Source organism: Lentilactobacillus senioris (assembly GCF_026798195.1).
GTDB lineage: Bacteria > Bacillota > Bacilli > Lactobacillales > Lactobacillaceae > Lentilactobacillus > Lentilactobacillus senioris_A.
Window position 1 is genome coordinate 37239 of sequence record NZ_JAPQEZ010000007.1, and the last position, 26673, is coordinate 63911.

At 40.9% G+C, this 26673-nt stretch carries 25 protein-coding genes; 21 read left to right on the forward strand and 4 right to left on the reverse strand.

Going from position 1 to position 26673, the window contains the following annotated elements; genetic code table 11:
- Nucleotides 1-7: 7 nt before the first annotated feature.
- The gene (locus tag OXT66_RS08435; protein ID WP_268596930.1) at nucleotides 8-1225 is read right to left on the reverse strand and encodes a multidrug efflux MFS transporter; all 1218 of its coding nucleotides are present in this window, start codon (nucleotides 1223-1225) and stop codon (nucleotides 8-10) included.
- A 60-nt stretch (nucleotides 1226-1285) separates the two neighbouring features.
- Here OXT66_RS08435 and OXT66_RS08440 point away from each other — a divergent pair, with 60 nt between their 5' ends.
- Nucleotides 1286-1978, forward strand: a complete 693-nt coding sequence (locus OXT66_RS08440; protein ID WP_268596931.1) for a class A sortase — start codon at nucleotides 1286-1288, stop codon at nucleotides 1976-1978.
- Here OXT66_RS08440 and OXT66_RS08445 read toward each other — a convergent pair whose 3' ends face one another.
- Nucleotides 1979-2449, reverse strand: a complete 471-nt coding sequence (locus OXT66_RS08445; RefSeq protein ID WP_268596932.1) for a low molecular weight protein-tyrosine-phosphatase — start codon at nucleotides 2447-2449, stop codon at nucleotides 1979-1981.
- Between the two features lie 160 nt (nucleotides 2450-2609).
- Between OXT66_RS08445 and OXT66_RS08450 the strand changes: the two genes are divergently transcribed.
- From OXT66_RS08450 to OXT66_RS08480, 7 genes are all read left to right on the forward strand, one after another.
- A complete protein-coding gene (locus OXT66_RS08450) occupies nucleotides 2610-3368 on the forward strand; it encodes a hypothetical protein (RefSeq protein WP_268596933.1) in 759 nt (252 codons plus the stop codon).
- A 44-nt stretch (nucleotides 3369-3412) separates the two neighbouring features.
- Nucleotides 3413-4795 (forward strand): UDP-N-acetylmuramoyl-tripeptide--D-alanyl-D-alanine ligase, encoded by a 1383-nt coding sequence (locus OXT66_RS08455; protein WP_268596934.1) that lies wholly within the window; start codon nucleotides 3413-3415, stop codon nucleotides 4793-4795.
- A gap of 244 nt (nucleotides 4796-5039) precedes the next feature.
- Nucleotides 5040-6596 (forward strand): DEAD/DEAH box helicase, encoded by a 1557-nt coding sequence (locus OXT66_RS08460; protein ID WP_056977125.1) that lies wholly within the window; start codon nucleotides 5040-5042, stop codon nucleotides 6594-6596.
- Nucleotides 6597-6735: 139 nt separating this feature from the next.
- A complete protein-coding gene (gene acpS / locus OXT66_RS08465; RefSeq protein ID WP_268596935.1) occupies nucleotides 6736-7098 on the forward strand; it encodes a holo-ACP synthase in 363 nt (120 codons plus the stop codon).
- A gap of 4 nt (nucleotides 7099-7102) precedes the next feature.
- On the forward strand, nucleotides 7103-8230 hold the full coding sequence (gene alr / locus OXT66_RS08470) for an alanine racemase (protein ID WP_268596936.1): 1128 nt from the start codon (nucleotides 7103-7105) through the stop codon (nucleotides 8228-8230).
- Nucleotides 8231-8299: 69 nt separating this feature from the next.
- Nucleotides 8300-8584, forward strand: a complete 285-nt coding sequence (locus OXT66_RS08475) for a hypothetical protein (RefSeq protein WP_268596937.1) — start codon at nucleotides 8300-8302, stop codon at nucleotides 8582-8584.
- Between the two features lie 33 nt (nucleotides 8585-8617).
- On the forward strand, nucleotides 8618-8995 hold the full coding sequence (locus tag OXT66_RS08480; protein WP_268596938.1) for a type II toxin-antitoxin system PemK/MazF family toxin: 378 nt from the start codon (nucleotides 8618-8620) through the stop codon (nucleotides 8993-8995).
- A gap of 72 nt (nucleotides 8996-9067) precedes the next feature.
- Here the strand turns inward: OXT66_RS08480 and cbpA are convergent, their stop codons facing one another.
- Both cbpA and OXT66_RS08490 read right to left on the reverse strand, forming a co-directional pair.
- Nucleotides 9068-9712, reverse strand: a complete 645-nt coding sequence (gene cbpA / locus OXT66_RS08485) for a cyclic di-AMP binding protein CbpA (RefSeq protein ID WP_268596939.1) — start codon at nucleotides 9710-9712, stop codon at nucleotides 9068-9070.
- 182 nt (nucleotides 9713-9894) lie between these two features.
- The gene (locus OXT66_RS08490; RefSeq protein WP_268596940.1) at nucleotides 9895-10842 is read right to left on the reverse strand and encodes an L-lactate dehydrogenase; all 948 of its coding nucleotides are present in this window, start codon (nucleotides 10840-10842) and stop codon (nucleotides 9895-9897) included.
- Between the two features lie 198 nt (nucleotides 10843-11040).
- Here OXT66_RS08490 and pth point away from each other — a divergent pair, with 198 nt between their 5' ends.
- The 13 genes from pth to lysS all read left to right on the forward strand — a co-directional run bounded on the left by pth (nucleotide 11041) and on the right by lysS (nucleotide 26464).
- The gene (gene pth, locus OXT66_RS08495) at nucleotides 11041-11598 is read left to right on the forward strand and encodes an aminoacyl-tRNA hydrolase (RefSeq protein WP_268596941.1); all 558 of its coding nucleotides are present in this window, start codon (nucleotides 11041-11043) and stop codon (nucleotides 11596-11598) included.
- 10 nt (nucleotides 11599-11608) lie between these two features.
- Entirely contained in the window at nucleotides 11609-15136 is a 3528-nt protein-coding gene (gene mfd, locus OXT66_RS08500; RefSeq protein WP_268596942.1) for a transcription-repair coupling factor, read from the forward strand.
- Nucleotides 15136-16722, forward strand: a complete 1587-nt coding sequence (locus OXT66_RS08505) for a polysaccharide biosynthesis protein (protein WP_268596943.1) — start codon at nucleotides 15136-15138, stop codon at nucleotides 16720-16722. Before mfd ends, OXT66_RS08505 begins: the two co-directional genes overlap by 1 nt.
- Nucleotides 16709-16981: an RNA-binding S4 domain-containing protein gene (locus OXT66_RS08510; protein WP_268596944.1), complete on the forward strand. Its 273-nt coding sequence runs from the start codon at nucleotides 16709-16711 to the stop codon at nucleotides 16979-16981. The genes OXT66_RS08505 and OXT66_RS08510 overlap by 14 nt, the downstream gene beginning before the upstream one ends.
- Before the next feature lie 111 nt (nucleotides 16982-17092).
- A complete protein-coding gene (locus OXT66_RS08515; RefSeq protein ID WP_268596945.1) occupies nucleotides 17093-17497 on the forward strand; it encodes an FtsB family cell division protein in 405 nt (134 codons plus the stop codon).
- Nucleotides 17498-17555: 58 nt separating this feature from the next.
- Nucleotides 17556-18155, forward strand: coding sequence for a GyrI-like domain-containing protein (locus OXT66_RS08520; RefSeq protein WP_268596946.1), 600 nt, complete (start codon nucleotides 17556-17558; stop codon nucleotides 18153-18155).
- A 113-nt stretch (nucleotides 18156-18268) separates the two neighbouring features.
- Complete coding sequence (locus OXT66_RS08525) at nucleotides 18269-18763, forward strand: S1 domain-containing RNA-binding protein (RefSeq protein ID WP_268596947.1); 495 nt, start codon at nucleotides 18269-18271, stop codon at nucleotides 18761-18763.
- A 55-nt stretch (nucleotides 18764-18818) separates the two neighbouring features.
- Nucleotides 18819-20183 (forward strand): tRNA lysidine(34) synthetase TilS, encoded by a 1365-nt coding sequence (gene tilS / locus OXT66_RS08530; RefSeq protein ID WP_268596948.1) that lies wholly within the window; start codon nucleotides 18819-18821, stop codon nucleotides 20181-20183.
- A 21-nt stretch (nucleotides 20184-20204) separates the two neighbouring features.
- The gene (gene hpt, locus OXT66_RS08535; protein WP_268596949.1) at nucleotides 20205-20747 is read left to right on the forward strand and encodes a hypoxanthine phosphoribosyltransferase; all 543 of its coding nucleotides are present in this window, start codon (nucleotides 20205-20207) and stop codon (nucleotides 20745-20747) included.
- Between the two features lie 70 nt (nucleotides 20748-20817).
- The gene (ftsH, locus tag OXT66_RS08540) at nucleotides 20818-22923 is read left to right on the forward strand and encodes an ATP-dependent zinc metalloprotease FtsH (protein WP_268596950.1); all 2106 of its coding nucleotides are present in this window, start codon (nucleotides 20818-20820) and stop codon (nucleotides 22921-22923) included.
- A 62-nt stretch (nucleotides 22924-22985) separates the two neighbouring features.
- The gene (gene hslO / locus OXT66_RS08545; protein WP_268596951.1) at nucleotides 22986-23879 is read left to right on the forward strand and encodes an Hsp33 family molecular chaperone HslO; all 894 of its coding nucleotides are present in this window, start codon (nucleotides 22986-22988) and stop codon (nucleotides 23877-23879) included.
- A 29-nt stretch (nucleotides 23880-23908) separates the two neighbouring features.
- Nucleotides 23909-24919, forward strand: a complete 1011-nt coding sequence (gene dusB / locus OXT66_RS08550) for a tRNA dihydrouridine synthase DusB (RefSeq protein ID WP_268596952.1) — start codon at nucleotides 23909-23911, stop codon at nucleotides 24917-24919.
- Between the two features lie 60 nt (nucleotides 24920-24979).
- Nucleotides 24980-26464, forward strand: coding sequence for a lysine--tRNA ligase (lysS, locus tag OXT66_RS08555; protein ID WP_056977200.1), 1485 nt, complete (start codon nucleotides 24980-24982; stop codon nucleotides 26462-26464).
- Nucleotides 26465-26673: the final 209 nt, after the last annotated feature.

The following is a 26673-nucleotide window of genomic DNA, read 5'->3' on the forward strand; positions in this document are numbered from 1 at the left end:
TTGTAATTTAATGACGACTTCTTAAGCCTTTAGTTTCTTTAGAGACTAACAATAAGTTGATCAACACTAAGACCGACGTTGAGATGAAAACGCCAGAATAGTTAAAGCGAGTAGAAACTAGTGAACCAATAATAGGACCCACAACGTTTCCTAGTGACTGAAAGGCTTGATTCCAACTAAAGATTCGTCCAGTTACCTCTGGAGGAGTATTTTTAGCCAGAATGGCTTGAACGGCAGGTAACATGGCGGCGTCAGCAATTCCCATGATGAACCGTAGCCCAATTAATTGCCAAACATTGGTAACAAAGGCCATTGGGATATAGACGACTACTGCTAAACAAAATCCAGCCATTAAAACCTTCTCGGTGCCAATTCGATCACCAAGTCCACCTAACTTTGGAGCAGCAACTAACGTAGCAATACCGGGAATCGAAGCAACTATTCCGGCAAAAAAGGTAGCTTTCAAGCTGCCATGCATAATTTGGCGCACGTAAAGTGATAAAATAGGCGAAATAGAATTATTGGAGGCTTGAATGATCATGGTTGTGATAAACATCCCAAAAACTAATTTAGGAGCCTTTAGATCCGCAATCACGCCTTTAGTATCCAACATTTCTGTTTTTTTCACCGGAGTAAATTTTTCATGAACAAAGAAAAGGGTTAAAATAAAGACAGAAAGTAAGATAGCACCGGTAATAAAAAAGGTAACCCGGTAAGTGAAAACAGAGGCTAACGTTCCCCCTAAAAGGGGTCCTAATAAGGTTCCAGATACTACTCCGGTAGTCAGGGTACCTAGGGCTTGACCACTTTTTTCTTTGGGAACTTGGGTGGCAATTAACGCATTGGCATTGCTAATGTAACCGGAGAATACCCCTTGAATTAGCCGAGCAACAATTAATTGCCAAACGTTGGTTACTAATCCCATGGAGGCAAAAACAAAGGCCATTCCTAACGATGCCCGCAATAACATGGCTTTACGGCCAGTACGATCGGCTAGTTGCCCCCAAATTGGTGATGCAATGGCTGAAACTAAGTAGGTGGCCGAAAAGGCTAATCCACTGTATAAGCTTAATTGAGCGTGAGTAAAGTTTCCCAGAGAATCAACATAAAGGGATAAAAACGGCATGACTTCACTAAAGCCAATCCCAGTCATAAAGGTCCCAAACCAGAGAATAAATAAATTTTTGCGCCAACTATTCGGCGCGGAGGATGAATCAGTTGTCAAAGTATCAATCTTCCTTTCTTAAATATTAAATATTGATGTTAAAAATTATAGGAGAATCCAATGGCTCGAAATTCAAAAATAAAAACAACTCTAAAAGTGATAGTAGTTACTGTGCTTACGATTGTAGCATTGTTGTTAATTTTTAACCGCCAAGTTAGTTACTGGTTTATTAAAAGTTATCAACCTAAAATTACCCGTAATGCGGTCGCAAAAGCTAAACCTAAAAAAGCAGATTACGATTTTAGTAAGGTTAAAAGCTTAGGGGTCCAACAAGCAGTTGAAGCTCGGTCACAATCTGATAGCATTCAATTGGCTGGCCAAATTTTAATCCCACCTATTGGTATTCATCTGCCTATTGGGCTGGGAGTATCTAATACAACCTTAGCGCTAGCTGCAGGAACTATGCGAGCAGATCAAAAAATGGGCACGGGAAACTATCCGTTAGCTGGTCACCATATGGTTGATCCCAATGTATTATTTGGTCCATTGTATGCTAAGGCTCGAACGGGCCAATTAATTTATATTACCGATATGAAGACTGTTTATGAGTATCGAATCTATAAACGGCAGTTCATCGCGGCGACCGACGTGAACGTGATTAATCAAACTAAACGTAAAATTATTACGCTGATCACTTGTGATGCTACTGGTGCTGGTCGTTTAATGATTCGCGGGCGGTATTTGAAGAACTATCCACTTAAGCGAGCTAATCCCAAAATAAAACGAGCCTTAAACGGGCCCGTTAATAGTTAGTTAAAGTTGATTGTGGCGTTTAATAGCGTCTAACCAAGCTGGAAGGGTCTCAGCTAACTGGCGGTACGTTCGATCAAACCGATGATCGTACCAAGGGTCCGGAATTTCTACTCCCTGCATGGTTGGTAAAATGTCGTAACAAAGATGAATTTTATCACGATCGTTAGCTGGAGCCATCCGTTCGAGATTATGTTTGTTAGAAGCATCCATGGTTAAAATTAAATCTGCAGATTCAAAATCAGCGGTAGTAATGGGCCGAGAAATTAAGTGCGAACCATCAATGCCGTGAAGTTTTAGTTCGGCTTGGGCACCGGGGTGAGCATGGTTACCTTCCTCTTCACTGCTGGTACCAGCAGAATCTACTATGATTTGGTCACTTAAATTGTCGTCAGCCACTAGTTTAGTAAACATTGCTTCGGCCATTGGTGAACGACAGATATTGCCTAAGCAAACAAAAAGTACTTTTACCATAATTAATCAATCCTCGAAAAATATTAATTAGATTATACTACCAGTAATCTAGCGGAAACGCAAATTAATGAAATTAAGATTTTGTCTTTTTGTTAGACACTTTTAATGTGATTAAGTGTACAATTAGAGTTACCAAACTACGAAGAACGGAGGAGAATTGATGCCGGGGAGTTTTGTTTTTATTAATACGAACCCAATTAGTAACATGGTTTTGTCAATGGGCGTTACCACTGCCGATTATGTGAATGGTTTAGAACAGTTACCAGAAAATATTGTTTTATTACAAGATGATGAAAATTCGGCTAACGGTTATAATTCTCATTCCCGTTTTAATTTGGTCAGTGGGGCTAATGAAGTTCGCCACTATTTATTAGCTAAGTCTACTGATCCTAAAAAATTTATTGATTTTAATGACGTTGACGGGTTAAATAGTTTAATGGCATCTGAAATTGCAGAACTTTTATATTTAACTCACATGGGAACACCGATGAATCGTCCATTTTCTTCTAAGTTATTGAACCAATATATTTACTTAGAACAAGGAGACGGGACGGTTAGATCTTATTATCGCCGGTTTTCAGCGTTTAATCACGTCTTAGAAATCAGTATTAAGCGTAATCTGCGAGATAGTCATAACTCTCGGCGGGTCTTTTTACGGCCATTAGCGATCAAAGACATTGATCGACCGATTCTGTTAGACTTAATTACAAAGGGCAATGATGGATTATTTATTTTATTTGATGCGTTAAACGAAAGACGCAAAATTTATCGAATTCCACTGTTGGCTCCTAAGGATCCAGACCAAGCCGCCATGATTTTACGAACTCAATCAATTACAGAAAACGCTGAAATCATTGGCAATTTAATGTATAATATTCAAACATCGCAATGGGATCTAGAATGGACCCACAAAAACTAAGCGATTAATTCATAAATTTACTAAGCTATTGGAGCGATTTAATAATGAAAATGGCAGTCTCAGAAATTGCCAAAGCAATTAATGCGGATGAAACATATCTAAATGAAGAGCAATTAGCAGTAGAAGTGACCGGTACTAATTTTGACAGCCGCAATATTGAAGCTGGCGATTTATTTGTTCCTTTACAAGGAGCTCATGATGGTCATGATTACATAGCTAGTGCGATTGCAAATGGCGCCCATGCTACTTTGTGGAGCAAAGAACGGGTGGACTTTCGCCCGCAAGATTTGCCGGTATTAGTAGTAGATGATCCTTTGACGGCTTATCAACAACTAAGTCAATATTACCTAACTAAAATTAATCCACGAGTGGTAGCAGTGACTGGTAGTAATGGTAAAACCACTACTAAGGACATGATTGCGGCTATTTTAAGCCAAGATTTTAACGTTACCAAAACCTACGATAATTTTAATAATGAAATTGGGGTTCCTTATACCATCTTACAAATGGAAGCCAACACTGAATTTTTGGTAATTGAACTAGGAATGGACCGCCCAGGACAGTTAGATTTCTTGAGTAAGTTAGTCCAACCAGATGTAGCGGTGATTACCATGATTGGTGAAGCCCACATCGAATTCTTTGGCACCAGAGATAAAATTGCGGACGCTAAAATGGAAATTACCCATGGCCTAAAGGAAGACGGTTTCTTTGTATATAATGGAGACGAACCGCTGTTACGGGAACGAGCAACGACCGTAGAAATGGAACAACGGACCTTTGGTCGCCAAGTCGAAGATGACCTGTATGCCACAGAGGTGGTTGATGGTCGTTTTGAAACCGACTTTAAGGTTAATGACGATCCCACAATTGAATTTAAAATTCCGTTGATTGGGGATTACAATGTGGATAATGCATTGGCGGCCATCGAAGTGGGCCACATTTTTCAAATTCCAGATCGAGTTACTCAAGGAGCCTTGGAACACTTTGCAATCACTAAAAACCGGACGGAATGGTTATCTGGTAATAAGGGCGAAGCCATTTTATCAGATGTTTATAATTCTAATCCTACTGCTGCTAAAGAAGTGCTGGCTGCTTTTAGTAAAACGCAAACAGAAGGCAGACATATTGCAGTTTTAGGGGACATGTTAGAACTAGGCGCTCAATCTGCTAAAATGCACGCAGATTTAGCTGATGATTTAGATCCTAAGCAAATCGAAACTGTGTATTTAATTGGAACGGATATGGCCGCTTTGCGTGATCGGTTGTTAACTAAGTATGCACCAGCAAACGTTCACTATTATACGGCGGATCAGTTAGCACAATTAAGTGCGGATCTGCAAGCTGACATAACGGCTAATGATGAAGTAATGCTAAAAGCTAGTCATGGTTTACACTTAGAAAAAGTGGTAGCTGATTTAACTAAATAGATATGAAGAAAAAGGAAATCCATAAGAATCAGATTTCCTTTTTTGATTGGTAACGGTGCCACAAAGGAATTAAGGATTTATTTAAATAATCATGGTTGCCTAATGGTATTTAAAGTAGTAAACTAGACAAGTTATTTCGTAATTAATAATTATCTGATCAAGCAGCCAACGAAGCATGACGGACGGATTTTTCGTTAGTTGACTGTGGAATCACTGATTGTTTCATATATAGGAGGAAACATTTTTGAAGTTTAGCGAATTAGGATTATCAGATAGCATTTTATCAGCTATCGAAGCTAGTGGTTTTGAAGAAGCCACTCCGATTCAAGCGGAAACTATTCCGTTGGTATTAAAGGGCCAAGACGTTATTGGCCAAGCCCAAACCGGTACCGGTAAAACGGCCGCTTTTGGTCTACCAATTTTACAACAAATTGACTTAAACGATCCCCACGTTCAAGCGTTGGTTATCTCACCAACTCGAGAATTGGCGATCCAAACACAAGAAGAACTTTACCGATTAGGTAAGGATGAACATGCAAAGGTTCAAGTAGTTTATGGTGGGGCTGATATTCGTCGTCAAATCAACTCATTGAAGAACAAACCCCAAATTGTGGTGGGAACTCCTGGCCGAATTTTAGACCATATTCACCGCAAGACATTACGCCTTGATCACTTGAAATTCTTGGTATTAGATGAAGCTGATGAAATGCTTAACATGGGCTTTTTAGAAGACATCGAATCCATCATCAAGGAAACTCCTGAAGAAGGTCGGCAAACCTTGCTCTTCTCAGCAACTATGCCTCCTGAAATCAAGCGGGTTGGGGTTCAATTCATGAAAGACCCAACTCACGTTAAGATTAAGGCCAAAGAACTTACTACTGACTTAATCGATCAATACTATGTTCGGGTTAAAGAATACGAAAAGTTTGATACTATGACTCGTTTCTTTGACGTTCAAGAACCAGAAGTAACTATCGTCTTTGGTCGGACTAAGCGCCGTGTTGATGAAGTTTCTAAGGGACTTGAAATGCGTGGCTACAAGGCTGCCGGCTTGCACGGTGACTTGACTCAATCACGTCGGACTCAAATTATGCGTGAATTCAAGCAAGGTAAGATTGATATCTTGGTTGCTACTGATGTGGCTGCTCGAGGAATTGATATTTCTGGAGTTACCCACGTTTATAACTACGATATTCCTCAAGATCCAGAAAGTTATGTTCACCGGGTAGGTCGGACTGGCCGTGCCGGTCAACACGGGGTGTCAGTCACTTTTGCTACCCCTAACGAAATGGATTACTTGCGTGAAATCGAAAAGCTTACCAAGGTGCGGATGTTACCATTGAAGCCACCTTCGGATGCTGAAGCCTTTGAAGGCCAATTGACTGCTGCTGAAAGTGAAATTGGGGACTTAATCAAGCACACCAACACTGAAAAGTATGCTGATATGGCTAACAAGTTATTGTCAGAATACGAAGCTACTGACTTAGTGGCTGCGTTATTAAATGAAACAACTCGCGACAATGTTAAGGTTAAGATTACCCCAGAACGTCCACTTCCTCGTCGTCATGGCAAGGGTGGCGGTCGCAACAGCCGTAATGGTGGTGGCCGTGGCGGTAATCGTCATTATGATCGTAACCGTAATGGTGGCCGTGGTGGCAACCGTAACGGCGGAGGTCGTGGCGGTAATGGTGGCGGTCGTAACCGTGATCGCGATAGAGATCGTGACCGTCGTCGCAATAACAAAGATAATCATGGTAAGGATGGAAACAAACGTCGCTTTACCATCAAAAACGGTGACTAGTTCACTAACCCAACTGAAGTCTGTTGACTTCAGTTTTTTTGTGGAGTTAATTAAAGTGACATAAATGGGATCACTGCACAAAACTAAAATCTATGGTATTATATAGGCTAACACTTTTAGAGTTCGAGGAAAAAAAGTTATGATTGTAGGAATTGGGGTAGACCTCACTGAAATAAACAGAATTGCGACTTTAATTAACCAACATCCAAATTTCTTAACCAAGGTGCTAACCATTGAGGAGTTAGCCGAATATCAACAACGTCAAGGAATTCATCAGTTGGAGTTTGCCGCAGGCCGTTTTTCAGCGAAAGAGTCTTATACCAAGGCTTACGGGACCGGAATTGGAGCAGAGGTTAGTTTTGCTGATATCTGTATTTTAAATAATGAAAAGGGACAACCAGAATTTAAGTATCAACCATTTGCTGGTAGTGCCTTTATTTCCATTTCACACACCAAAGAGCTGGTCATGACCGAAGTCATATTAGAACGGGAAGGACGATAATATTATGGCAGTTGGTAACCATCGTTTTGCTCAGTTGATAATTGATCAACAGGCAATCTATGAAAATATTAAAAACGCTAAACAAAATTTGCCGGATGGCGACGAGTTATTTATGACCGTTAAGGCAAATGGATACGGACACGGCGCTATCCAGGTGGCTCATGTGGCTCAACGAGCGGGTGCTGATGGCTTTTGTGTTTCCATTATTGACGAAGCTTTAGAATTACGCCGTGGGGGAATTGCTAAAGCTCCTATCTTGGTACTGGGAATTGGGGACGCCATTGATGTTAAAGTAGCTGCTGATAATAATGTCTCGTTGACGGCAGCTTCTAGCGATTGGTTGGAGAAGGCGGCTGAAGTCTTAGAACTATATCCAGTGACTCAAAAAGTTAAAATTCATTTAGCCTTAGATACCGGTATGGGCCGAATTGGGTTTCAAACAGCAGCAGAATTGCAAGCAGCTATTGAGGTATTAGAGCAGCATTCCGACGTAATGGAATGGGAAGGTTTATTTACTCATTTTGCAACGGCGGACGATCCAGATACTGAATATTTTGAGTTGCAAAAAAAACGATTTACAGAAATGATGAAGGTAGTTAAGCAACGCCCTAAATACGTGCATATTGCTAATTCGGCTACTAGTTTATGGCACGACTTTAGTGGTAGTAATATGATTCGGTTAGGCGCGGCTGGTTACGGGCTGAATCCCTCCGGAGACGCTATTCCTACCACTCCTTATCCTTTAAAACCCGCTATGAGTTTTGTTTCTCAGTTGGTATATACTAAACAAATTGCTGCTGGCAGCTCCGTTGGTTATGGTGCAACCTATGCCGCTAAACAAGCTGAATGGATCGGCACCATTCCGGTTGGCTATGCCGACGGAGTTCCGCGACGATTACAAGGGTTTCACGTGTTAATTGATGGCCATGAATGTGAAATTGTAGGACGAGTTTGCATGGATCAACTGATGGTGCGTTTGCCGTATAAAATGGATCCAGGTACCAAGGTAGTCTTAATGGGTGAATCTAACGATAAAAAAATTACGGCTGAAGATATTGCTGAGTACATTGATACTATTGGGTATGACGTAATTTGTGGTTTTAGTGCCCGCCTAGCTCATAGATATGTTTAGTGCATGTTTGTTAAAAAAATGATAATATTGTTCAAGAGATACATTACTGAATAATGGGGGATTTCAAAAATGATCGACGAACAGAATCAGCGTATATTTGCTGTTATGGTGAGTCCTGAAACCGTCAATCGTGTGGCCCGATTTTATCAGCAATTTGATTTATTGCGGCCCACTGTTGATTTTATTATTGATCGCTATAGCGACGATCCTGATGTAATTAAGTCGTTGGTGGACGGTTATGAAGAAATGGCTAATTTAAATCAAGAAATTACCGCTGAGTTCACAAACTCAGAAGAAGATGCGGAGTTGGTGTTAACCCAACTGCGAACCAAAACGATTAATTTTTTGGGGTAATGAATCCTAAAGTGGCAATTAGGAGGTGAACAGATGAGTTCCAATGTTTTTAAACGTGGTGACGTATACTACGCTGACCTTTCGCCTGTGGTGGGGTCAGAGCAAGGGGGAATGCGTCCAGTTTTGATTATTCAAAACGATGTTGGTAACCACTACAGTCCTACTGTGATTGTAGCGGCAGTTACTGCCAGAATTACAAAGCCTAAAATGCCTACTCATGTGGGGGTTTCCGCAAAGGATGGGGTGGAACGTGATTCGGTAATATTATTAGAGCAGATTCGGACCATTGATAAGCAACGTTTACGAGATCGAGTCGCTCACTTAGATGATAAGATTATGAAACGAGTGGACAAAGCTCTTAAAATTAGTTTGGGAATTAATGACACCGTTGCCAGTGCGCAACGTACATAAATAAAAAAGGAAGTGACCAATTCGGTCGCTTCCTTTTTATTAATATCAGTTCTAATATCTTGTAAATATTTTTTACTGATTTTCTGCTCTTAGGTTTTCTACTTCAGGTACTTTAAATTCTTTACGTTCTAGTGCAGCGATAATCCGATTTACCCGATCTTGATCAACACTAGCTGGCAATGTGAACATAATTCGGTTAAGCAGTTCTCCTTCTTGAGCGTCTAAGGTGATCACACTAGCAATGGCGGTGTATTTAGTAATGATCTTAGTAATATCTTCTAAGTCGCCACGGGCACCATTAGAAGTAACTGTTAAAACATAACTGCCAATGTTAACGTTCCAGGATTGAGACAACATGTCCAATAATCTAGTATGAGTTAAGATCCCGTAGAAGTTGTTTTGTTCGTCTAATACGGCGATGTATGGTAAATCTTTAATGGAGAAGAAAACGTGGAAGAATGCTGAGTTAACGTTAATGAACTTAGTGGCGTTTTTAAGTAGGGTGGTAACTGGTAATTGCATATCACCACCATTAGCTTTATGCCGGTAAATATGCATTTTATAGATGTTACCCCGAAAAATAGTCCCAGTTTCATCTAGGATAGGAACACACCGGTAGTCAGAATCTTCCAACACTTTCAATGCTTCTTCCAAGGTGGCACTTTCAGTAACGGTGGTAAGACGATCCTTAGGCTTAATTAAGCTTTTTAAAATCATAACAATTCCTCCAATCAGTGATTTGTTCAGTTCTTCATTATAATACCATATCCAATAGGAGGTTAACGAGTTTGAATTTAGCTTTTTGATGGAGAAAATAAATATTTATTGAAAATACTTAATAAGTGATTCACAGCACAAAAAAACGACCGGAATAAATTCCGATCGTTTAAAAGAGAAGCTTACATGTTAGCTAAGCCATCAGCAGTAGTCTTTTTCAAGGTTTCAGCTGAAGCTTGCATCTTCTTAGCTTCGTCAGCACTCAATGGTACTTCAAGTACTTGAGCAACACCAGAAGCGTTGATTACGGCAGGAGTACCAATGTAGATATCATCCAAACCATATTCACCGTTCAATGGTGCGCCAACAGGCAATACGGCGTTTTCGTCGTTTAAAATTGCCTTAGTAATACGCATCAAGCAAGTACCGATACCGTAGAAAGTAGCCCCTTTACGGTTGATGATTTCATAAGCTTTGTTACGAGTTTCATCTTCGATCTTAAGCAAATCATCCATTGAAATACCAGCTTTTTCAGCCAATGAGATCAATGGTACTGAACCAACAGTTGCAGCGTTCAATGCGGCAAATTCTGAATCCCCGTGTTCGCCCATGATGTAAGCGTTGATGTCGCGAGGGTCAATACCTAACTTCTTACCTAAAGCAACTTGTAAACGGCTAGTGTCCAATGAAGTACCACTACCGAATACACGTTCCTTAGGGAAGCCAGAGAATTTTTGTGCAGCATAAGTCAAAATATCAACTGGGTTAGCTGCTACCACGATGATACCATCAAAGCCAGAGTCAACGATTGGCTTGATGATTGATTGCATAATCTTCAAGTTTTTGTTAACTAAGTCAAGACGAGTTTCACCTGGTTTTTGTGGGGCGCCGGCAGTAATAACAACTACGTCAGCGTCTGAACAATCATCGTAGTCACCAGAGTAAATGTTCTTTGGAGAAGTGAAAACTTGGGCATCTTCCAAGTCCAATGCGTCCCCTTCAGTACGTTCCTTGACAACATCGATAATAACAAATTCTTCTGCGATTCCTTGTTGCATCATTGCAAAGGCAAATGATGAACCAACGGCACCGTCACCAACTAGGGCGACTTTTTGACGACCTAAAGCCATAATAAAATCCATCCTTTCACTTGTTAAGTATTTTGATACCTTTGTCATTATAACATGAAAGAATGGCGGATGGAATCAGACGAAGTCAATTTAGTGAAATAATCTGGGCTATGCTATAATGAGACGATAAAAATTTAAGCTAATTAGCTGAACGCAAAGCCGTTCGGCTGTTTGTGTTGGCGATAGGAGTAATTAATAATGAAAATGATCGTGGGTCTTGGAAATATTGGACCACAATATACTAAAACGCGTCACAATACTGGTTTTATGACGGTGGAGGCGTTTGCCAATGAACATGGCATCTTGTTAAATAACCGTAAAATGGAAGCCAAATTTGGAATTGGAATAGTCGATGGGCATAAAGTAATTGTAGTAGAACCTACTACGTTTATGAATGAATCCGGTAGGGCGGTACACCCATTAATGGACTACTACGACGTGGCGGTAGAAGATGTGATCATCGTGCATGATGATATGGACTTACCACTGGGGAAAATTCGGTTTAGAGATAAAGGATCAGCAGGTGGTCATAATGGTATTAAGAGCATTATTGAGCACTTAGGCACTAAGGAATTCGCCCGTTTGAAGGTGGGAATTGAACATCCTAAACAAGTTAGCGTGGTGGATTATGTGTTAGGCAAATTCACTGCCGATCAAACTCCGCTATTGAACCAAGCTATTGATAAGGCTGAAGCGGGACTATTAGACTGGGTAAACGGGATGTCAATTAGGGATTTAGAAAACAAGTATAACTAGGAGGCCCATTTTGGAATTTGATCAATTACTTACTCAATTGCCGCAGTATCAAGAGTTAATTAAAAAAATTAAGCCCAAATCTCGTCAGTTGGTAACAGGGATTAATGGCTCGGCAACTACTTTGTTAATGACAAGTACGCTTGAAAGTCAACAAAAGTCCATGGTAGTAGTGGTGGATACTTTATTTCATGCTGAGCAATTAGTAAGTGACTTAACTAATTTAGTTAATGAAGATCAAGTATCCTTATTTCCAGTTGAAGAGATGCCGGCGGCGGAGTTAGCGACTAGCTCTCCCGATTTTAGGGCTCAGCGGGTGCGAGCTTTGCATCAGCTACAGAGTGCGCCAGCTAATATCGTAGTGACCACTATTTCTGGTATTCGGCGATTGTTACCAACTCCAGAACAGTTTCAAGCTTCAGCGATAAACTTAGAGATTGGTTCTGACATTGAGATTGCTGATTTGAAGCTAAGACTTCACCAAATGGGGTATTCACCAGAAAAAATGGTAGCAGCTCCCGGTGAATTTTCGATTCGAGGCTCGATTGTGGATGTTTATCCGTTGAACAGCGAGTACCCGGTTCGAATTGATTTTTTTGATACCGAAGTGGATTCGATGCGTATTTTTGATTCAGCAGATCAACGCAGTATTGAAAATATTGAAACGGTGACGATTTTACCGGCGACGGATCTGTTGATGACTGATGAGCAACGCCAAACGACGGTGGAACAAGTCACTAACGCATTAGCAAAACAAACGGCAGCAATGAAGCAAGCGGATCAAGCTGAATTGTTAAACGAGAATCTAAAGCCTCAGTTGGTGGATTTGGCAGCGGGCTTAAACGATAGTAAATGGTTATTATTTTCTCAGTGGTTATATCCAGAAAAAACGTCCTTGCTAGATTATTTACCATCAGATGGTATTACCTGGTTTGACGATTACGGCCGCTTACAAGAAACGAACCGACAATTAGCTGTTGATCAAGGTAACTGGTTAGCTGATCAGCAAATTGACCAACGGGTACTAGCCCAAACAGAATATACTAATGAGTTTGCGACCGTTTTTAAGGCTGATCAACACGCTCAACTAATCATCGCTTTATTCCAAAAAGGCCTTGGGCAGATGAAGTTAAGCGCCATTGTGGAAATGACGACCAGACCGATGCAACAGTTTTTCTCTCAAATGCCACTGCTAAAAACTGAGGTGGGCCGTTGGCGGAAGCAAAAACAAACGGTAGTGATTTTGGTGGCTGACCAGTTACGCGTTCAAAGAGTGGCTAAAACTTTAGCTGATTTTGAAATTGGAGTTACTCAAACTGACTTGGAAAATATTTTGCCGGCTACCGTCCAAATTGTGCACGGCCAATTACAAAGTGGTTTTGAAATTCCCAGTGCTAAATTAGCGGTGGTGACCGAAAAAGAATTATTTGGCCAGGTGACTAAAAAACGCCCCCAACGGCAAACATTTAACAATGCTGAACGAATCAAAAGCTATTCCGATCTGAAACCGGGCGACTACGTAGTCCACGTCAATCACGGAATTGGTCGTTATGAAGGCATGAAGACCATGGAAGTCGATGGTAAGCATCAGGATTATCTCACTATCACTTATAGAGACAATGCCCAGTTATTTATTCCGGTAACGCAATTAAACCTCATCCAAAAGTACGTTGCTGGCAACGATAAGCGCCCTACAATTAATAAATTAGGGGGAAGCGAATGGGCTAAGACCAAGCAAAAAGTAGCAGCTAAAATTGAGGATATCGCTGATGACTTGATTGAACTTTACGCTAAACGAAGCTCGGAACCCGGCTACGCCTTTCCTAAGGATGATAGTTTACAAGATGAATTTGAAGCCGCCTTTCCGTACTCGGAAACGGCAGACCAGTTGCGTAGTACTGCTGAAATTAAGCATGATATGGAGCGGCCTCACCCAATGGATCGCTTGCTAGTTGGGGATGTTGGCTATGGTAAGACCGAAGTGGCTTTACGGGCAGCCTTCAAAGCCATAGAAGTGGGTAAACAAGTGGCCTTTTTAGTTCCTACTACTATTTTGGCCCAACAGCATTTTGAAACGATGCAGAACCGGTTTAATAACTTTGCGATTGAAGTGCGGGTTTTATCCCGTTTTCAAACTAGAGCTGAAGTGAAGGATACATTAGCAGGGTTAGCTGATGGGAGTGTCGACGTGGTAGTTGGTACTCACCGAATTTTGTCCAAGGACGTTCAGTTTCATGATTTAGGTTTGTTAATTATTGATGAAGAACAGCGCTTTGGCGTTAAACACAAGGAAAAAATCAAGGAAATTAGTTCGGATGTCGACGTCTTGACCCTCACGGCTACTCCTATTCCCCGGACTTTAAACATGTCAATGATGGGAGTGCGCGATCTATCAGTGATTGAAACGCCACCAGCTAACCGTTATCCGATCCAAACTTATGTCATGGAACAAAATACGGGTTCCATTATTGACGGTATTCGGCGGGAAATGGAACGCGGCGGGCAGGTTTTTTACTTGCATAACCGGGTGGAAGACATTGAAAAAGTCGTCGCTGAACTAGAAGTACTGGTGCCAGAAGCGCGAATTACCTATATTCACGGCCAAATGACGGAAGTTCAAATGGAAAATATCCTCTATGATTTTATTAATGGTGAATACGATGTTTTAGTGACTACCACCATTATTGAAACCGGGGTGGATATTCCTAATGTAAATACATTGTTCGTGGAAAATGCGGACCAGATGGGACTATCGCAACTCTACCAACTTAGGGGCCGTATTGGTCGAAGTAGTCGGGTAGCCTATGCTTACTTTATGTACCGGCCTAATAAGATGCTAACCGAAGTGGGGGAAAAACGTCTAGAAGCCATTCGTGATTTTACCGAGTTGGGTTCGGGCTTTAAGATTGCGATGCGTGATTTATCCATTCGGGGAGCCGGGAACCTCTTAGGTAAACAACAACACGGCTTTGTGGATTCTGTGGGATATGATTTATATACCCAGATGCTGTCTGATGCAGTCGCTAAAAAACAAGGCAAGCAAATTGATAAGAAAACTGATGCGGCAATTGAAATTGACGTGGAAGCTTACTTACCTGATGATTATGTGGCTGATGGTCAACAAAAAATTGAGCTTTACAAACGAATTCGCCAGGTGGAAAATCAAGATCAACTAGATGAAGTCACCGATGATTTATTAGATCGGTTTGGTGATTACCCAGAGGCAGTTGCTAATTTGTTGGCGGTTGCTAAGTTGAAAATGAATGCCGATTTCGCTTTGGTAAATAATATTCGCCAGAACGGGGCCAAACTCACTATTAATTTTGCTCCGGAAGCCAGTCAATTGTTTGAAAGCCAAACCGTGCTAAAAGCAATTGCTCAAACAAAATACCGAGCAACGGTGAATCAAGTTGATGGTCGTTACGTGTTGGGAGTTACAATTCAACCGCAAATGAAGGATTGGTTGAATCAACTAATTATTTTGGTGACTAGCTTAGCCGATTACCGTCGGCAAAATCAGGAGGGCCAAGACGCAAAGTAATGAAGAATAGTAGTGCGCAAAAAATGGTTCGGGGGACGGCTATTTTAACCCTTACCGGAATTATCGCTAAGGTATTAAGTGCGGTTTACAAAATTCCGTTTCAAAACTTAGTTGGTAACGTGGGCTTTTACGTCTATCAACAGGTGTATCCAATTTATGGCATTGGGATGACCGTAGCATTAAGTGGCCTACCAGTGTTTATTTCTCATCTGGTGGCACAAAATGATGATCCCCAGTTAAATCGTAAGGTATTAAGTGATATTCAGTGGATATTACTGGGCTTAGTCCTAATTGTTTTTGTGGGGCTTCAGTTAGGTGATCGCACAATTGCTGGTTGGATGGGAGATTGGCAGCTAGCTCCGGTAATTCGGGCCGTTAGCTGGATGTTTTTATTCACCCCATTTTTAGCAACGGGACGGGGGTATTTTCAAGGAATTGGCAATATGTACCCCACCGCTTATTCCCAAGTAGTGGAGCAAGTAGTACGGGTAACTGTGATTTTATCAGTAGCCATTTGGGCAGCTAATAATCATATTAGTCCCTATATCATGGGCCGAAATGCAATGCTGTCAGCACCGATAGCAGCAGCATTTGCGTTAATAATTATATTGGTTGCTAAACGAAAGTTAGTTGCTCCTCAGAATTCAGTAATAGTAGCTGAAAGGCCTAGAAGAATAGCGTTGTTAAAGCAAACGTTGCTAGAAGGGGGCACAGTTTGCTTGGTGGCGGCAGTAATGGTACTGCTCCAACTAGTCGATTCTTTTTCGGTGATTAAGGGCTTAATTGGGCAAGGATTGCCATTACAAATGGCCCAAAATATTAAGGGAGCTTATGATCGGGGCCAAACGTTGGTTCAATTCGGTTTGGTGTTAGGGACGGCCGCTGCTACTAGTGGATTACCGTTATTAACTAGATTTTACCAACAGACTTATCAACTTTCGTTTGTTCGAGGAGCCAAGACGTTAGCCCACGTTAGCATCTTTTTAGCAGTGGCAGTTAGTGCTGGAATGGCCGCATTAATGCCTCAAATTAACTTGGTATTATTTGCTTCTTACGACCAGGATTTTGTGTTAGGAGTTTATGGAATTAGCATCGTATTTGCTACTTGTTTATTAGTTCAAAATAGTATCTTGCAAAGTGTGGGCAGTTTTTATCCCATGATGGTTGCTGTCTTGACTGGGTTAGCTACTAAAGTGCTACTGACTAAATTAATGGTTAGAAGTATCGGGGTATTAGGAGCGAGTGTTAGCACCGTCTTAGCCTTGATAGTAATGGTTTTAATGGCGAATCGGTTAGGGCGAAAATGGCTCAAACGGATTTTTAAGTTTCCCAAAATGGGACGGTTACTCGCAATTAGCATAGGAATGATGATTACCGTTAGCATTATTGCGAATACTTTGACTATGTACTTGGGAACTGGTAGGTTAACGGCAGTGGCAATTTTGATCATTACCGTTCCAATAGGGGTGGTCGAATTTTTAGGACTAAGCTATCGGGCTAAGTTATTGACCAAACGCGAATGGTTAACGATTCCATTTATGAAGACGATTTTAAAAAGGATGGTAAAGAAAAATGCGGTTAGATAAATTTTTGAAAGTATCACGAATTGTGAAACGCAGAGCAGTTGCTAAGGAAATTGCGGATAAAGGTCGAATTACAATTAACGGGCGACCAGCCAAATCATCTTCTGAAGTTCATGTAGGTGATGAAGTTCAAATCACATTTGGTAATAAAACTTTGACGGTTAAAGTCAGTCAACTCCTTGATACAACTAAGAAAGATGACGCCGCCAACATGTACGAAATTTTAAGTGAAAAATATGCGCAAGATTTCAAGCAAGAATAAATAATTGTTAATGTTTTATAAAGTGAACTAATGGCGTCTAGACAGCCCCTGAATTACTTGGTATACTCAAATTGTAATCGTTATACTTTTGAATATACTAAGGGGAAAGTTATGGTAGCACGACGAAATAATATTCATCATTTAGAAAATGATTTCACAAGACAACAAAATAATTTAAACGCCCAACAGGCTTCCAAAACGTTGTTAAAGCAACGACGGAAACGACGAGCAATTATAATCGCTAGTTTTTTTGGAATTTTAGCGTTAATTTCGACGGTGCAAATTATTCAGGCTAAAGCTAATTTAGCTCACGTGCAAACCCAAATTACTACCCAAAAGCAAAAGATTGCTAAGAAAAAAACAACTCAAAAGAAGTTAAATACTAAAATTAAACAGTTAAACGATAAAGACTATTGTGAAAAAATCATTCGTGACAAGTATTATTACAGCAAATCCGGGGAAACTATTTACAGCTTTCCCAGCGAAGTAGCTAGTGACGTTTCTAATAGTAAGTAAGTTTTAAAAACGGCAGCCGGCAGGCTGTCGTTTTTTGTTAATTTAGGAGGAATAAGGAATGAAACATGAATGGCGAAAAGCAGAAAAAGAATTATATTTACCTAAAACCACTCCAATGTATTTAGAAGTCCCAGCCTTTAACTTTTTAACGATTACCGGGCAGGGAGATCCTAATGAATCTGCGTTTGGCGACCGAGTTGCAGCGTTATACTCGTTAGCTTATGGTATCCGAATGAAGCTTAAGCAACAGGGATTTGAATATACTGTCTATCCCTTAGAAGGTTTATGGACTTTGCCGGCTGCGCCAACTGCACCCGGTCAATTCAATAAAGCTGATTTGCAGTATAAAATTATGATTAGACAACCCGAATCAGTTACCGAAACGGAATTTGAAGTTATTCGGCAAGCCGTAGAACGTAAAAAGCCTAATATGTATCTAAGTCAGGTGAACTTTGAAACTATTACTGATGGTCCAGCAGTTCAAGTTATGCATATTGGACCGTATGATACTGAAAGTGAGTTGTTTGCTAAATTAACAGCGTTTTGTGAAACTAATCAATTAACCCCTAAGAATCATGTTCACCGTGAGATTTATTTATCGGATGCACGTAGAGTAGCTCCTGAAAAGAGAAAAACCGTGCTGCGGTATTCAGTTTAAATAAGCTGTTTGTGGCCGATTAGGATTAGAATATTTTAAAGAATCCTTTTCCGTCTAAAACTAAAGTATGCTATACTTATGACACTTATATTTTAGGAGGAACACTTGGTTAAATGGCAATTGAAGTTGGGGCTAAAGTAACCGGCAAAGTGTCGGGGATTACTAATTTTGGTGCATTTATCGATTTAGGTGACCACCAAACTGGATTAGTACATATCAGTGAAGTTTCGGATGGTTTCGTTAAGGATATTCACGATGTATTAAGCGTTGGTGATGAGGTAACTGTAAAGGTTTTAAAGGCTGAAAATAATAAAATTAGCCTGTCTATTCGTAAAGCGGTAGGTAAACCAAAAGAAGATAGTCACCCTCATCACAATGGGGAACATCATGATACTCATCGCGACGGTCATCATGACCGCCGGGAACACAATAACAACCATTCAAATTCGAATCGTGGCCAGCATAACTCCCACGGAAATAATGGTAAGCAAGGCTCAAGTTTTGATGATTTGATGTCTGGCTTTTTAAAGGAAAGCGAAGATCGATTAGCTACTTTAAAACGAAATACTGAAGGCAAACGCGGTGGCCGTGGAGGTCGTCGTAGCTGATAAATAAGGGGGCAGGCATTGGCCTGGCTCCTTTTGTATTAGAAGAGGGAAAAGAATGGATCTAACTACGCGGTTAGGCAAGTTAAACGCAAATAAGCAGTGGTGGCAACCAGGTGAACGACTGTTAGTGGCAGTTTCTACGGGCGTAGATTCAATGGTGCTGTTAGATTTGTTACAACGGTTGCCAGATGGACCAAAAGTAGTGGTGGTTCACGTTAACCATCAGCTTAGAGAGCAAAGTCAAGAAGAAGCAGAGTTTTTGACGCAGTATTGTCAAGAAAGACAGTTACCATTAATTATTGCGACCTGGCCAATTCAAGACCACCCATCCACTGGGGTAGAAGAAGCCGCTCGAAAATTTCGGTATCAGTTTTTTAAAGAGCAGATGCGCCAACAAAAGATTAATAAGGTGTTAACTGCTCATCATCAAGGTGATCAGGTGGAAACTATCTTGATGCACCTCACAAGAGGGGGGCAACTGACGGAATTAACTGGTATGGCAGCCAGACGCTCATTAGGTACAGGACAGCTAATCCGTCCCTTGTTGGATTTTAGTAAGATAGAATTAAAGCATTATGCATTACAGCACGACTTGAAGTGGTTTGAAGATGAAACCAACCAACAACTTGAGTTCACCCGTAATCGTTATCGCCATAAGGTAATTCCCCTGTTACAAACGGAGAACTTACAAGCTGCTGAACATATTCAAAATTACGCTGAGCAGTTGACGGATTCTTTAGCCGCGCTATCATTTTTGTTACACCCCTTGCTTAATAAAGCAATCAGGGTGCAAACCGACCGATTTGTTGAACTGGATCTAAAATTACTGCGAAAAACGATGCCACCCGAAACCAAAATCTGGGTGGCGGAAGTATTAACCACTTTGCTAAAACTAAATGATGTTAACCAAAACTTGGTAAACGAATTAACGGTATTAGTAGAGTCAGCCAGTGGTAAGTATGTTCAACTTGATCTCCCTAATGATTGGGTAGCAATCAGAAACTATGATCGGTTAGTTTTTAACCAAAAAATTGAAATTAACGGGCAGGAAAATCAGCAAACTCAAGAGCTTGTGGTAAACTTAAATAAGTGGTATTTAGGTACTGATCATAACCATTATGGGATTTTTTCAGATTCCAGCATTGTAGGAGCTACAAAGCTAGGTACTTTATCTCTACGAGCATCCGATTTTCCATTAACTGTTCGTCCGGTTCAAAGTGGTGATGTCATTGCGGTTAAGGGTGGACATCAAAAAATAACTCGCACTTTGATTAACCAAAAAGTGCCAAAACCTAAGCGCCAACAAATTCAAGTTTTGGTCAATCAACAACAGGTGATTCTAGCCGTCATTGGTGTTCAGGTAGCCTACCAAGAACATTCTGACGGAGACAGCTATGGTTTATTTGATAAAAAAGATTGATTTTGAGAGGGAAAAAAGTTAATGGATAATGATATTTTAAAGACTTTATACAGTCGTCAAGACATCGCTGAAGCATGCCAACGATTAGGCAAAGAATTAGAAACAGAGTATCAAGATCGTGTGCCAGTAGTAATTGGGGTATTAAGAGGTTCTATTTTCTTCATGGCTGATTTACTTCGCAATGCTGATACGTATATGGAAATGGACTTTATCGATGTTTCTAGTTATCATGGTGGCTTAGCCTCTAGCGGTGAAGTACAGTTGGTAACGGATATTACAACTGATGTGACTGGTCGGGATGTCTTATTAGTAGAAGACATTGTAGATACTGGTCGGACCCTTAAGTATTTGATTGACCTACTGCTCAAACGGGGAGCTAATGAAGTAAAAGTATGTACTTTGTTAGATAAACCAACTGGAAGAGTGGTTGAAGCAGAGTCTGATTTCGTTGGTTTTGTGGTTCCCAATGAATTTGTGGTGGGCTACGGATTGGATTACAAAGAACAATATCGTAACCTTCCATACATTGGAGTTTTAAAACCTGAAATTTATTCAAATAATTAATAGTCAAAAAAGGTCAAATGTGGTAGTATCTTGACTATCAACATGAAAATTTTTTTGTAGGAGGGCGTCGATGAACTCAAATAAAAATGGGCTCTTTAAAAATAGTCTATTTTATATAGTTGTTTTCTTGTTGATCATGGGTGTCATTTACTTCTTCAGCGGAAGCAGTAATGGAACTCAAACACAAGAAATACAATCAAGTCAATTTGTTCAAAGCTTGAAGGATAATAAAGTCAAAGACTTTTCCATCCAGCCATCTGGTGGAGTTTATAAGGTAACTGGTAATTATCGTAAACCTCAAGAAGCCAAGGTAAACTCCGGTTTATTACTTGGTGGTAGTAAAACAGAGGCGGTTACGAAATTTTCAGCTACAGTCTTAGAAAATAATTCTTCAATTGCTGAAATTACCAAAGCAGCTCAAGCAAACAACGTCAAAATGAATGCCAAACAAGAAGAATCTAGTGGTGTTTGGGTCAACATCTTATTGACTGTTTTACCAATGTTGCTATTTATCTGGTTCTTCTATATGATGATGGGCCGCGCTGGTGGACAGGGCGGTGGCAACAACAACGTAATGCGTTTTGGCAAGTCTAAAGCTAAGCCTGCAGACAGCAAAGAAAACAAAGTACGTTTCTCAGATGTTGCTGGTGAAGAAGAAGAAAAACAAGAATTGGTTGAAGTGGTTGAATTTTTGAAAGATCCACGGAAATTCACTTCGCTAGGCGCTACGATTCCTCATGGTGTTTTACTTGAGGGACCTCCCGGAACTGGTAAAACACTATTGGCTAAAGCGGTAGCCGGTGAAGCTGATGTTCCGTTCTTCTCGATTTCTGGTTCTGACTTCGTTGAAATGTTTGTCGGGGTTGGTGCTAGTCGAGTTCGTGATTTATTTGACCAAGCTAAAAAAGCTGCTCCTGCGATTATCTTTATCGATGAAATCGATGCTGTTGGTCGTAAGCGTGGTGCTGGCATGGGCGGTGGTCATGATGAACGTGAACAAACCCTTAACCAATTGTTAGTTGAAATGGACGGTTTTAGTGGTAACGAAGGTGTGATTGTCATTGCCGCTACTAACCGGGCCGACGTTTTGGATCCTGCCTTGACTCGTCCAGGTCGTTTTGACCGGAAGATCTTAGTTGGGCGTCCAGACGTTAACGGCCGGGAAGCCATCTTGAAAGTTCATGCTAAGAATAAGCCATTGGCTAACAATGTTGACTTACATGAAATTGCTCAACAAACTCCTGGTTTTGTCGGGGCCGATTTGGCTAACTTGTTAAACGAAGCTGCCTTATTGGCTGCTAGAAGAAATAAACGCCAAATCGATGCTGCTGATGTTGATGAAGCCGAAGACCGCGTTATTGCAGGTCCAGCTAAACGTAACCGGGTAATTTCTGATCAAGAACGGCAAACTGTGGCTTACCATGAAGCCGGACATACTATCGTGGGCTTAGTCTTAAATGACGCTCGGGTAGTTCATAAAGTTACAATCGTTCCTCGTGGTCGCGCCGGCGGTTACGCTATTATGTTGCCTCGAGAAGATCAACAGTTACTATCTAAGAAAGATGCAATGGAACAAATTGCTGGTTTGATGGGTGGTCGAGCTGCCGAAGAAATTATCTTTGACTCTCAATCATCAGGAGCTTCTAATGACTTTGAACAAGCCACTAACCTCGCTAGAGCAATGGTTACCCAATATGGGATGAGTGAAAAGCTCGGCAACGTTCAATTAGAAAATCCAAATCAAGAAGCATACGGTCCTCGCTATTCTCAAGCAACTGCTGCTGAAATTGATGAAGAGGTTCACCGCTTCACCGATGAAGGCCATCAAGAAGCTAAGAAGATCATTGAAGCACACCGTGAACAACATAAGGTGATTGCTGAAGCCCTCTTGAAGTACGAAACTCTGGACGAAAAACAAATTCTTTCCCTTTACAATACTGGAAAGATGCCTGTTGAAGATGATAGCAACGAATTTCCAAGTGAACACGCTGCTACCTTCGAAGAATCCAAACGAGAACTAGAACGAAAAGAAGCTGAACGACAAGCTCAAATGGGACGCCAAGCTAAAGCTGACAACGACGATGGGGTTGTTGATCCTAACGAAGACGTTGAAAAGCCTGATGAATTGGTGGATCCAAAGAAGCCAGATGATCACGATGATTCAAACGACTATTAAGTATGAAACTAAGCGAGTTTGGGCGTAACCCAAGCTCGTTTTTGTTATGAAAGGGAATTTAAATGAAAGATTATTTAGTTAAATCATTAACCAAAGACGGTATGTTTCGAGCTTATGCAGTAACTGCAAAGCAAGTCGTTACTACCGCGCAAGAAAGCCACGATACGTGGAGTGCGGCGTCAGCTGCGTTAGGTCGTACTTTGATCGGAACGCTATTATTAGCAACTTCTGGTGATAAATCCGGTAATTCCATTGCCGTTAAAATTAACGGTGGAGGCCCAGTAGGCGGAATTGCTACTGAAGGAAATTCTAATGGGGAAGTCAAGGGCTACGTGGCTAATCCCCATACCCATTTGCCACTAAATGATCACCACAAAATTGACGTGGGCCAAGCTGTAGGTCGAGACGGTTTCTTAGAAGTTACTAAGCTTCAAGCCAATGGTGAACCGTTTAATAGTAGCGTGCCGTTGGTTTCTGGGGAAATTGGAGATGATTTCACCTTTTATATGGCTCAATCAGAACAGATTCCATCGGCAGTCGGGGTTTCAGTATTTGTAAATGATGATAACTCGATTGGAGCGGCTGGAGGTTATCTCATTCAGGTAATGCCAGGGGCTAGTGAGGAAGCAATTACTAATTTAGAACAACGTTTGAAGCAATTACCACCACTATCTGAGTTACTATTAAGTGAACAGACGCCAGAGGAAATTTTGAACTTGATTTTTGGTGAAGGTCAGGTGGACTTTTTAACCACGATGCCAGTAGAATTCAAGTGTAACTGTTCGAAAGAGCAGTTTGCAGCTGATTTAACTGGGTTGCCATTGGATCAGTTGGAAACTATTTTGGCTGAAGATAAACAACTAGAAGTGACTTGCAATTTCTGTCACCGGCAATATCACTATGACGAACAGGAATTAAGTGATATCGTAGCAGAGGCCAAAGCTAAACAAAGCTAGTCAACGGTTGATAGTGAGGTGTATCAATAGTGGAATGGAAAATAGGGGATGTCACCATCCCTAATCAATTGGTAGTGGCTCCCATGGCGGGAGTGACCAATTCAGCATTTCGGGTAATTTGTAAGGAATTTGGGGCTGGGTTAGTGGTTTGCGAAATGATTTCGGACCGGGGAATCATGTACCAGAACCAAAAAACGCTCAATATGATGTTTGTGGACCCTAAAGAACATCCTATGAGTATTCAAATTTTTGGTGGGGACAAGGATACTTTGGTGAACGCTGCTAAGTTTGTAGATCAAAAAACTAGTGCAGACATTATTGATATTAATATGGGTTGCCCAGTCAACAAGGTAGTTCGTACCGAAGCTGGGGCACGGTGGTTATTGGATCCTAATAAAGTCTATGAAATGGTGGCCGCGGTAGTGGATGCGGTTAAGAAACCAGTTACGGTTAAAATGCGAACTGGCTGGGATGAGCACCACGTTTTTGCAGTGGAAAACGCATTGGCGGCTCAGCGAGCAGGAGCATCAGCTGTAGCTATGCACGGTCGGACTAGAAAACAAATGTACACTGGCGTCGCTGACTGGGATATTTTAAAGCAGGTAGCAGATCAATTAACAATTCCGTTTATGGGTAACGGCGATGTTAAAACTCCAGAAGACGCTAAGAAGATGATCGAAGAAGTCGGAGCCGATGCCGCTATGATTGGTCGGGCAGTGGAAGGCAACCCTTGGATGCTGTCTAGAACTAATCACTATCTAGAAAACGGTGAATTGTTACCAGAGCCCACCCCAATTGATAAGATTCAAATTGCTAAGGAGCATTTGCAACGATTGGTCGATCTTAAAGGCGAACACGCTGCGAGTCGAGAGTTTAGAACGCAGATTAGTTACTACATGAAGGGAATTTCCCGCTCTGCTAGAACTAAAGTAGCGATTGTTAATGCTGAAACTGCTATTGAAATGCAGGATTTGATGGATGGATTTTTAGATAAATTAGCGGATCGAGAAGCAAAGAAACAAGAGACCGCTAATTTGTGATATGATAAGTAAGATATTAGGAGTATTGGAGGCCTTACAGTGGCAAAAAAAGATAAAGAAATGAATGACCAATTGCTGGTTCGCCGCCAAAAAATGGACGAACTACGCGAGGAAGGAATCGATCCGTTTGGACACCGATTTGTTCGGACCCACCTTGCTAGCGATTTACACAATGAATTTGACAGCATTGAAAAAGACGACTTGATGGAAATGGACAAGAAAGTTACTATCGCCGGCCGAATGATGTCTAAACGTGGTAAGGGTAAAGTTGGTTTTGCTGACTTAATGGACCGTAGTGGTCGAATCCAAATTTACGTTCGTAAAGATATCGTGGGTGAAGAACAATACCATATTTTCAAACGTTCCGATATTGGTGATCACCTAGGAATCACTGGTCAAATTATTAAAACTGATACTGGTGAATTAACTGTTCGAGCAGAAGAAGTTACATTCTTATCTAAGGCTTTGCGTCCGTTACCAGATAAGTTCCATGGTTTACAAAACCAAGAACAAATTTATCGGCAACGCTATTTGGATTTGATTGCTAATAGAGATAGTTTTGATCGTTTCCACAAACGTAGCAAGATCATCACTGCTGTTCGTAGTTATCTTGATGGTGAAGATTTCTTAGAAGTAGAAACCCCAGTGCTACATAACCAAGCTGGTGGGGCTAGTGCACGACCATTCATCACTCATCATAATGCGCTAAACATCGACTTATACCTTCGGATTGCGCTTGAATTACACCTTAAGCGATTAATCGTTGGGGGAATGGAACGTGTTTATGAAATTGGTCGGGTATTTAGAAATGAAGGGATGGATACTAAGCATAATCCTGAGTTTACTATGCTCGAATCATATGCTGCCTACTTTGATTTCCACGATGTAATGGATGAAACTGAAGGAATTTTCAAAGCTGCTGCTAAGGCAGTTACGGATGATGGAATCATCACTTATCAAGGTCAAACTGTAGATTTAAATAAAGAATTCAAACGGCAACATATGGTAGACGCCATTAAGGAATACACTGGTATTGATTTCTGGCAACCAATGACTGATGATGAAGCTAAGAAATTAGCCGATGACAATGGTATTCACTATGAAAGTTATTGGAAGGTAGGCCATATTATTAACGCCTTCTTTGAAGAAATGGTTCAACCTAAGCTGGAACAACCAACCTTTATTTATGGTCATCCTGTAGAAATCTCACCATTAGCCAAAAAGAATGCTGAAGATGGTCGGTTTACTGATCGTTTTGAGTTGTACATTTTGACTAATGAATTTGCTAATGCATTTACAGAATTGAATGATCCAATTGATCAACGGCAACGATTTGAAGCCCAAGCTGCTGAACGAGCAGCAGGTAACGACGAAGCCGAAGGAATCGATGAAGATTATATCGAAGCTTTGGAATATGGTATGCCTCCTACAGGTGGATTGGGGATCGGAATCGATCGGTTAGTAATGTTATTAACTGATGCACCATCCATCAGAGACGTGCTATTATTCCCAACTATGCGTCCTGAAGACAACTCAGCTGAATAAACTTTAAAAGCTATCTAAAAAAGATGGCTTTTTTTGTTGACAACGATTAGGTATAGCTGGTATATTAATACATGCGCTGATTCGTAAGTCGCTGAGATGAAAAAAAGAAATTAAAAAAAGTAGTTGACGTAAAGCTTACGAAATGGTATATTTAAATAGTTGTCATGAGCTGATATGAAGCGCTTGCGACAAGTAGTAGACCTTTGAAA

What these genes read in the sequence shown, in the direction of transcription:
- OXT66_RS08440 (WP_268596931.1), top strand. Translation starts at nt 1,286, where the DNA reads ATGGCTCGAAATTCAAAAATAAAAACAACTCTAAAAGTGATAGTAGTT.
- OXT66_RS08445 (WP_268596932.1), bottom strand. Translation starts at nt 2,449, where the DNA reads ATGGTAAAAGTACTTTTTGTTTGCTTAGGCAATATCTGTCGTTCACCA.
- OXT66_RS08450 (WP_268596933.1), top strand. Translation starts at nt 2,610, where the DNA reads ATGCCGGGGAGTTTTGTTTTTATTAATACGAACCCAATTAGTAACATG.
- OXT66_RS08455 (WP_268596934.1), top strand. Translation starts at nt 3,413, where the DNA reads ATGAAAATGGCAGTCTCAGAAATTGCCAAAGCAATTAATGCGGATGAA.
- acpS (WP_268596935.1), top strand. Translation starts at nt 6,736, where the DNA reads ATGATTGTAGGAATTGGGGTAGACCTCACTGAAATAAACAGAATTGCG.
- alr (WP_268596936.1), top strand. Translation starts at nt 7,103, where the DNA reads ATGGCAGTTGGTAACCATCGTTTTGCTCAGTTGATAATTGATCAACAG.
- OXT66_RS08475 (WP_268596937.1), top strand. Translation starts at nt 8,300, where the DNA reads ATGATCGACGAACAGAATCAGCGTATATTTGCTGTTATGGTGAGTCCT.
- OXT66_RS08480 (WP_268596938.1), top strand. Translation starts at nt 8,618, where the DNA reads ATGAGTTCCAATGTTTTTAAACGTGGTGACGTATACTACGCTGACCTT.
- cbpA (WP_268596939.1), bottom strand. Translation starts at nt 9,712, where the DNA reads ATGATTTTAAAAAGCTTAATTAAGCCTAAGGATCGTCTTACCACCGTT.
- OXT66_RS08490 (WP_268596940.1), bottom strand. Translation starts at nt 10,842, where the DNA reads ATGGCTTTAGGTCGTCAAAAAGTCGCCCTAGTTGGTGACGGTGCCGTT.
- pth (WP_268596941.1), top strand. Translation starts at nt 11,041, where the DNA reads ATGAAAATGATCGTGGGTCTTGGAAATATTGGACCACAATATACTAAA.
- OXT66_RS08505 (WP_268596943.1), top strand. Translation starts at nt 15,136, where the DNA reads ATGAAGAATAGTAGTGCGCAAAAAATGGTTCGGGGGACGGCTATTTTA.
- OXT66_RS08510 (WP_268596944.1), top strand. Translation starts at nt 16,709, where the DNA reads ATGCGGTTAGATAAATTTTTGAAAGTATCACGAATTGTGAAACGCAGA.
- OXT66_RS08515 (WP_268596945.1), top strand. Translation starts at nt 17,093, where the DNA reads ATGGTAGCACGACGAAATAATATTCATCATTTAGAAAATGATTTCACA.
- OXT66_RS08520 (WP_268596946.1), top strand. Translation starts at nt 17,556, where the DNA reads ATGAAACATGAATGGCGAAAAGCAGAAAAAGAATTATATTTACCTAAA.
- OXT66_RS08525 (WP_268596947.1), top strand. Translation starts at nt 18,269, where the DNA reads ATGGCAATTGAAGTTGGGGCTAAAGTAACCGGCAAAGTGTCGGGGATT.
- tilS (WP_268596948.1), top strand. Translation starts at nt 18,819, where the DNA reads ATGGATCTAACTACGCGGTTAGGCAAGTTAAACGCAAATAAGCAGTGG.
- hpt (WP_268596949.1), top strand. Translation starts at nt 20,205, where the DNA reads ATGGATAATGATATTTTAAAGACTTTATACAGTCGTCAAGACATCGCT.
- ftsH (WP_268596950.1), top strand. Translation starts at nt 20,818, where the DNA reads ATGAACTCAAATAAAAATGGGCTCTTTAAAAATAGTCTATTTTATATA.
- hslO (WP_268596951.1), top strand. Translation starts at nt 22,986, where the DNA reads ATGAAAGATTATTTAGTTAAATCATTAACCAAAGACGGTATGTTTCGA.
- lysS (WP_056977200.1), top strand. Translation starts at nt 24,980, where the DNA reads ATGAATGACCAATTGCTGGTTCGCCGCCAAAAAATGGACGAACTACGC.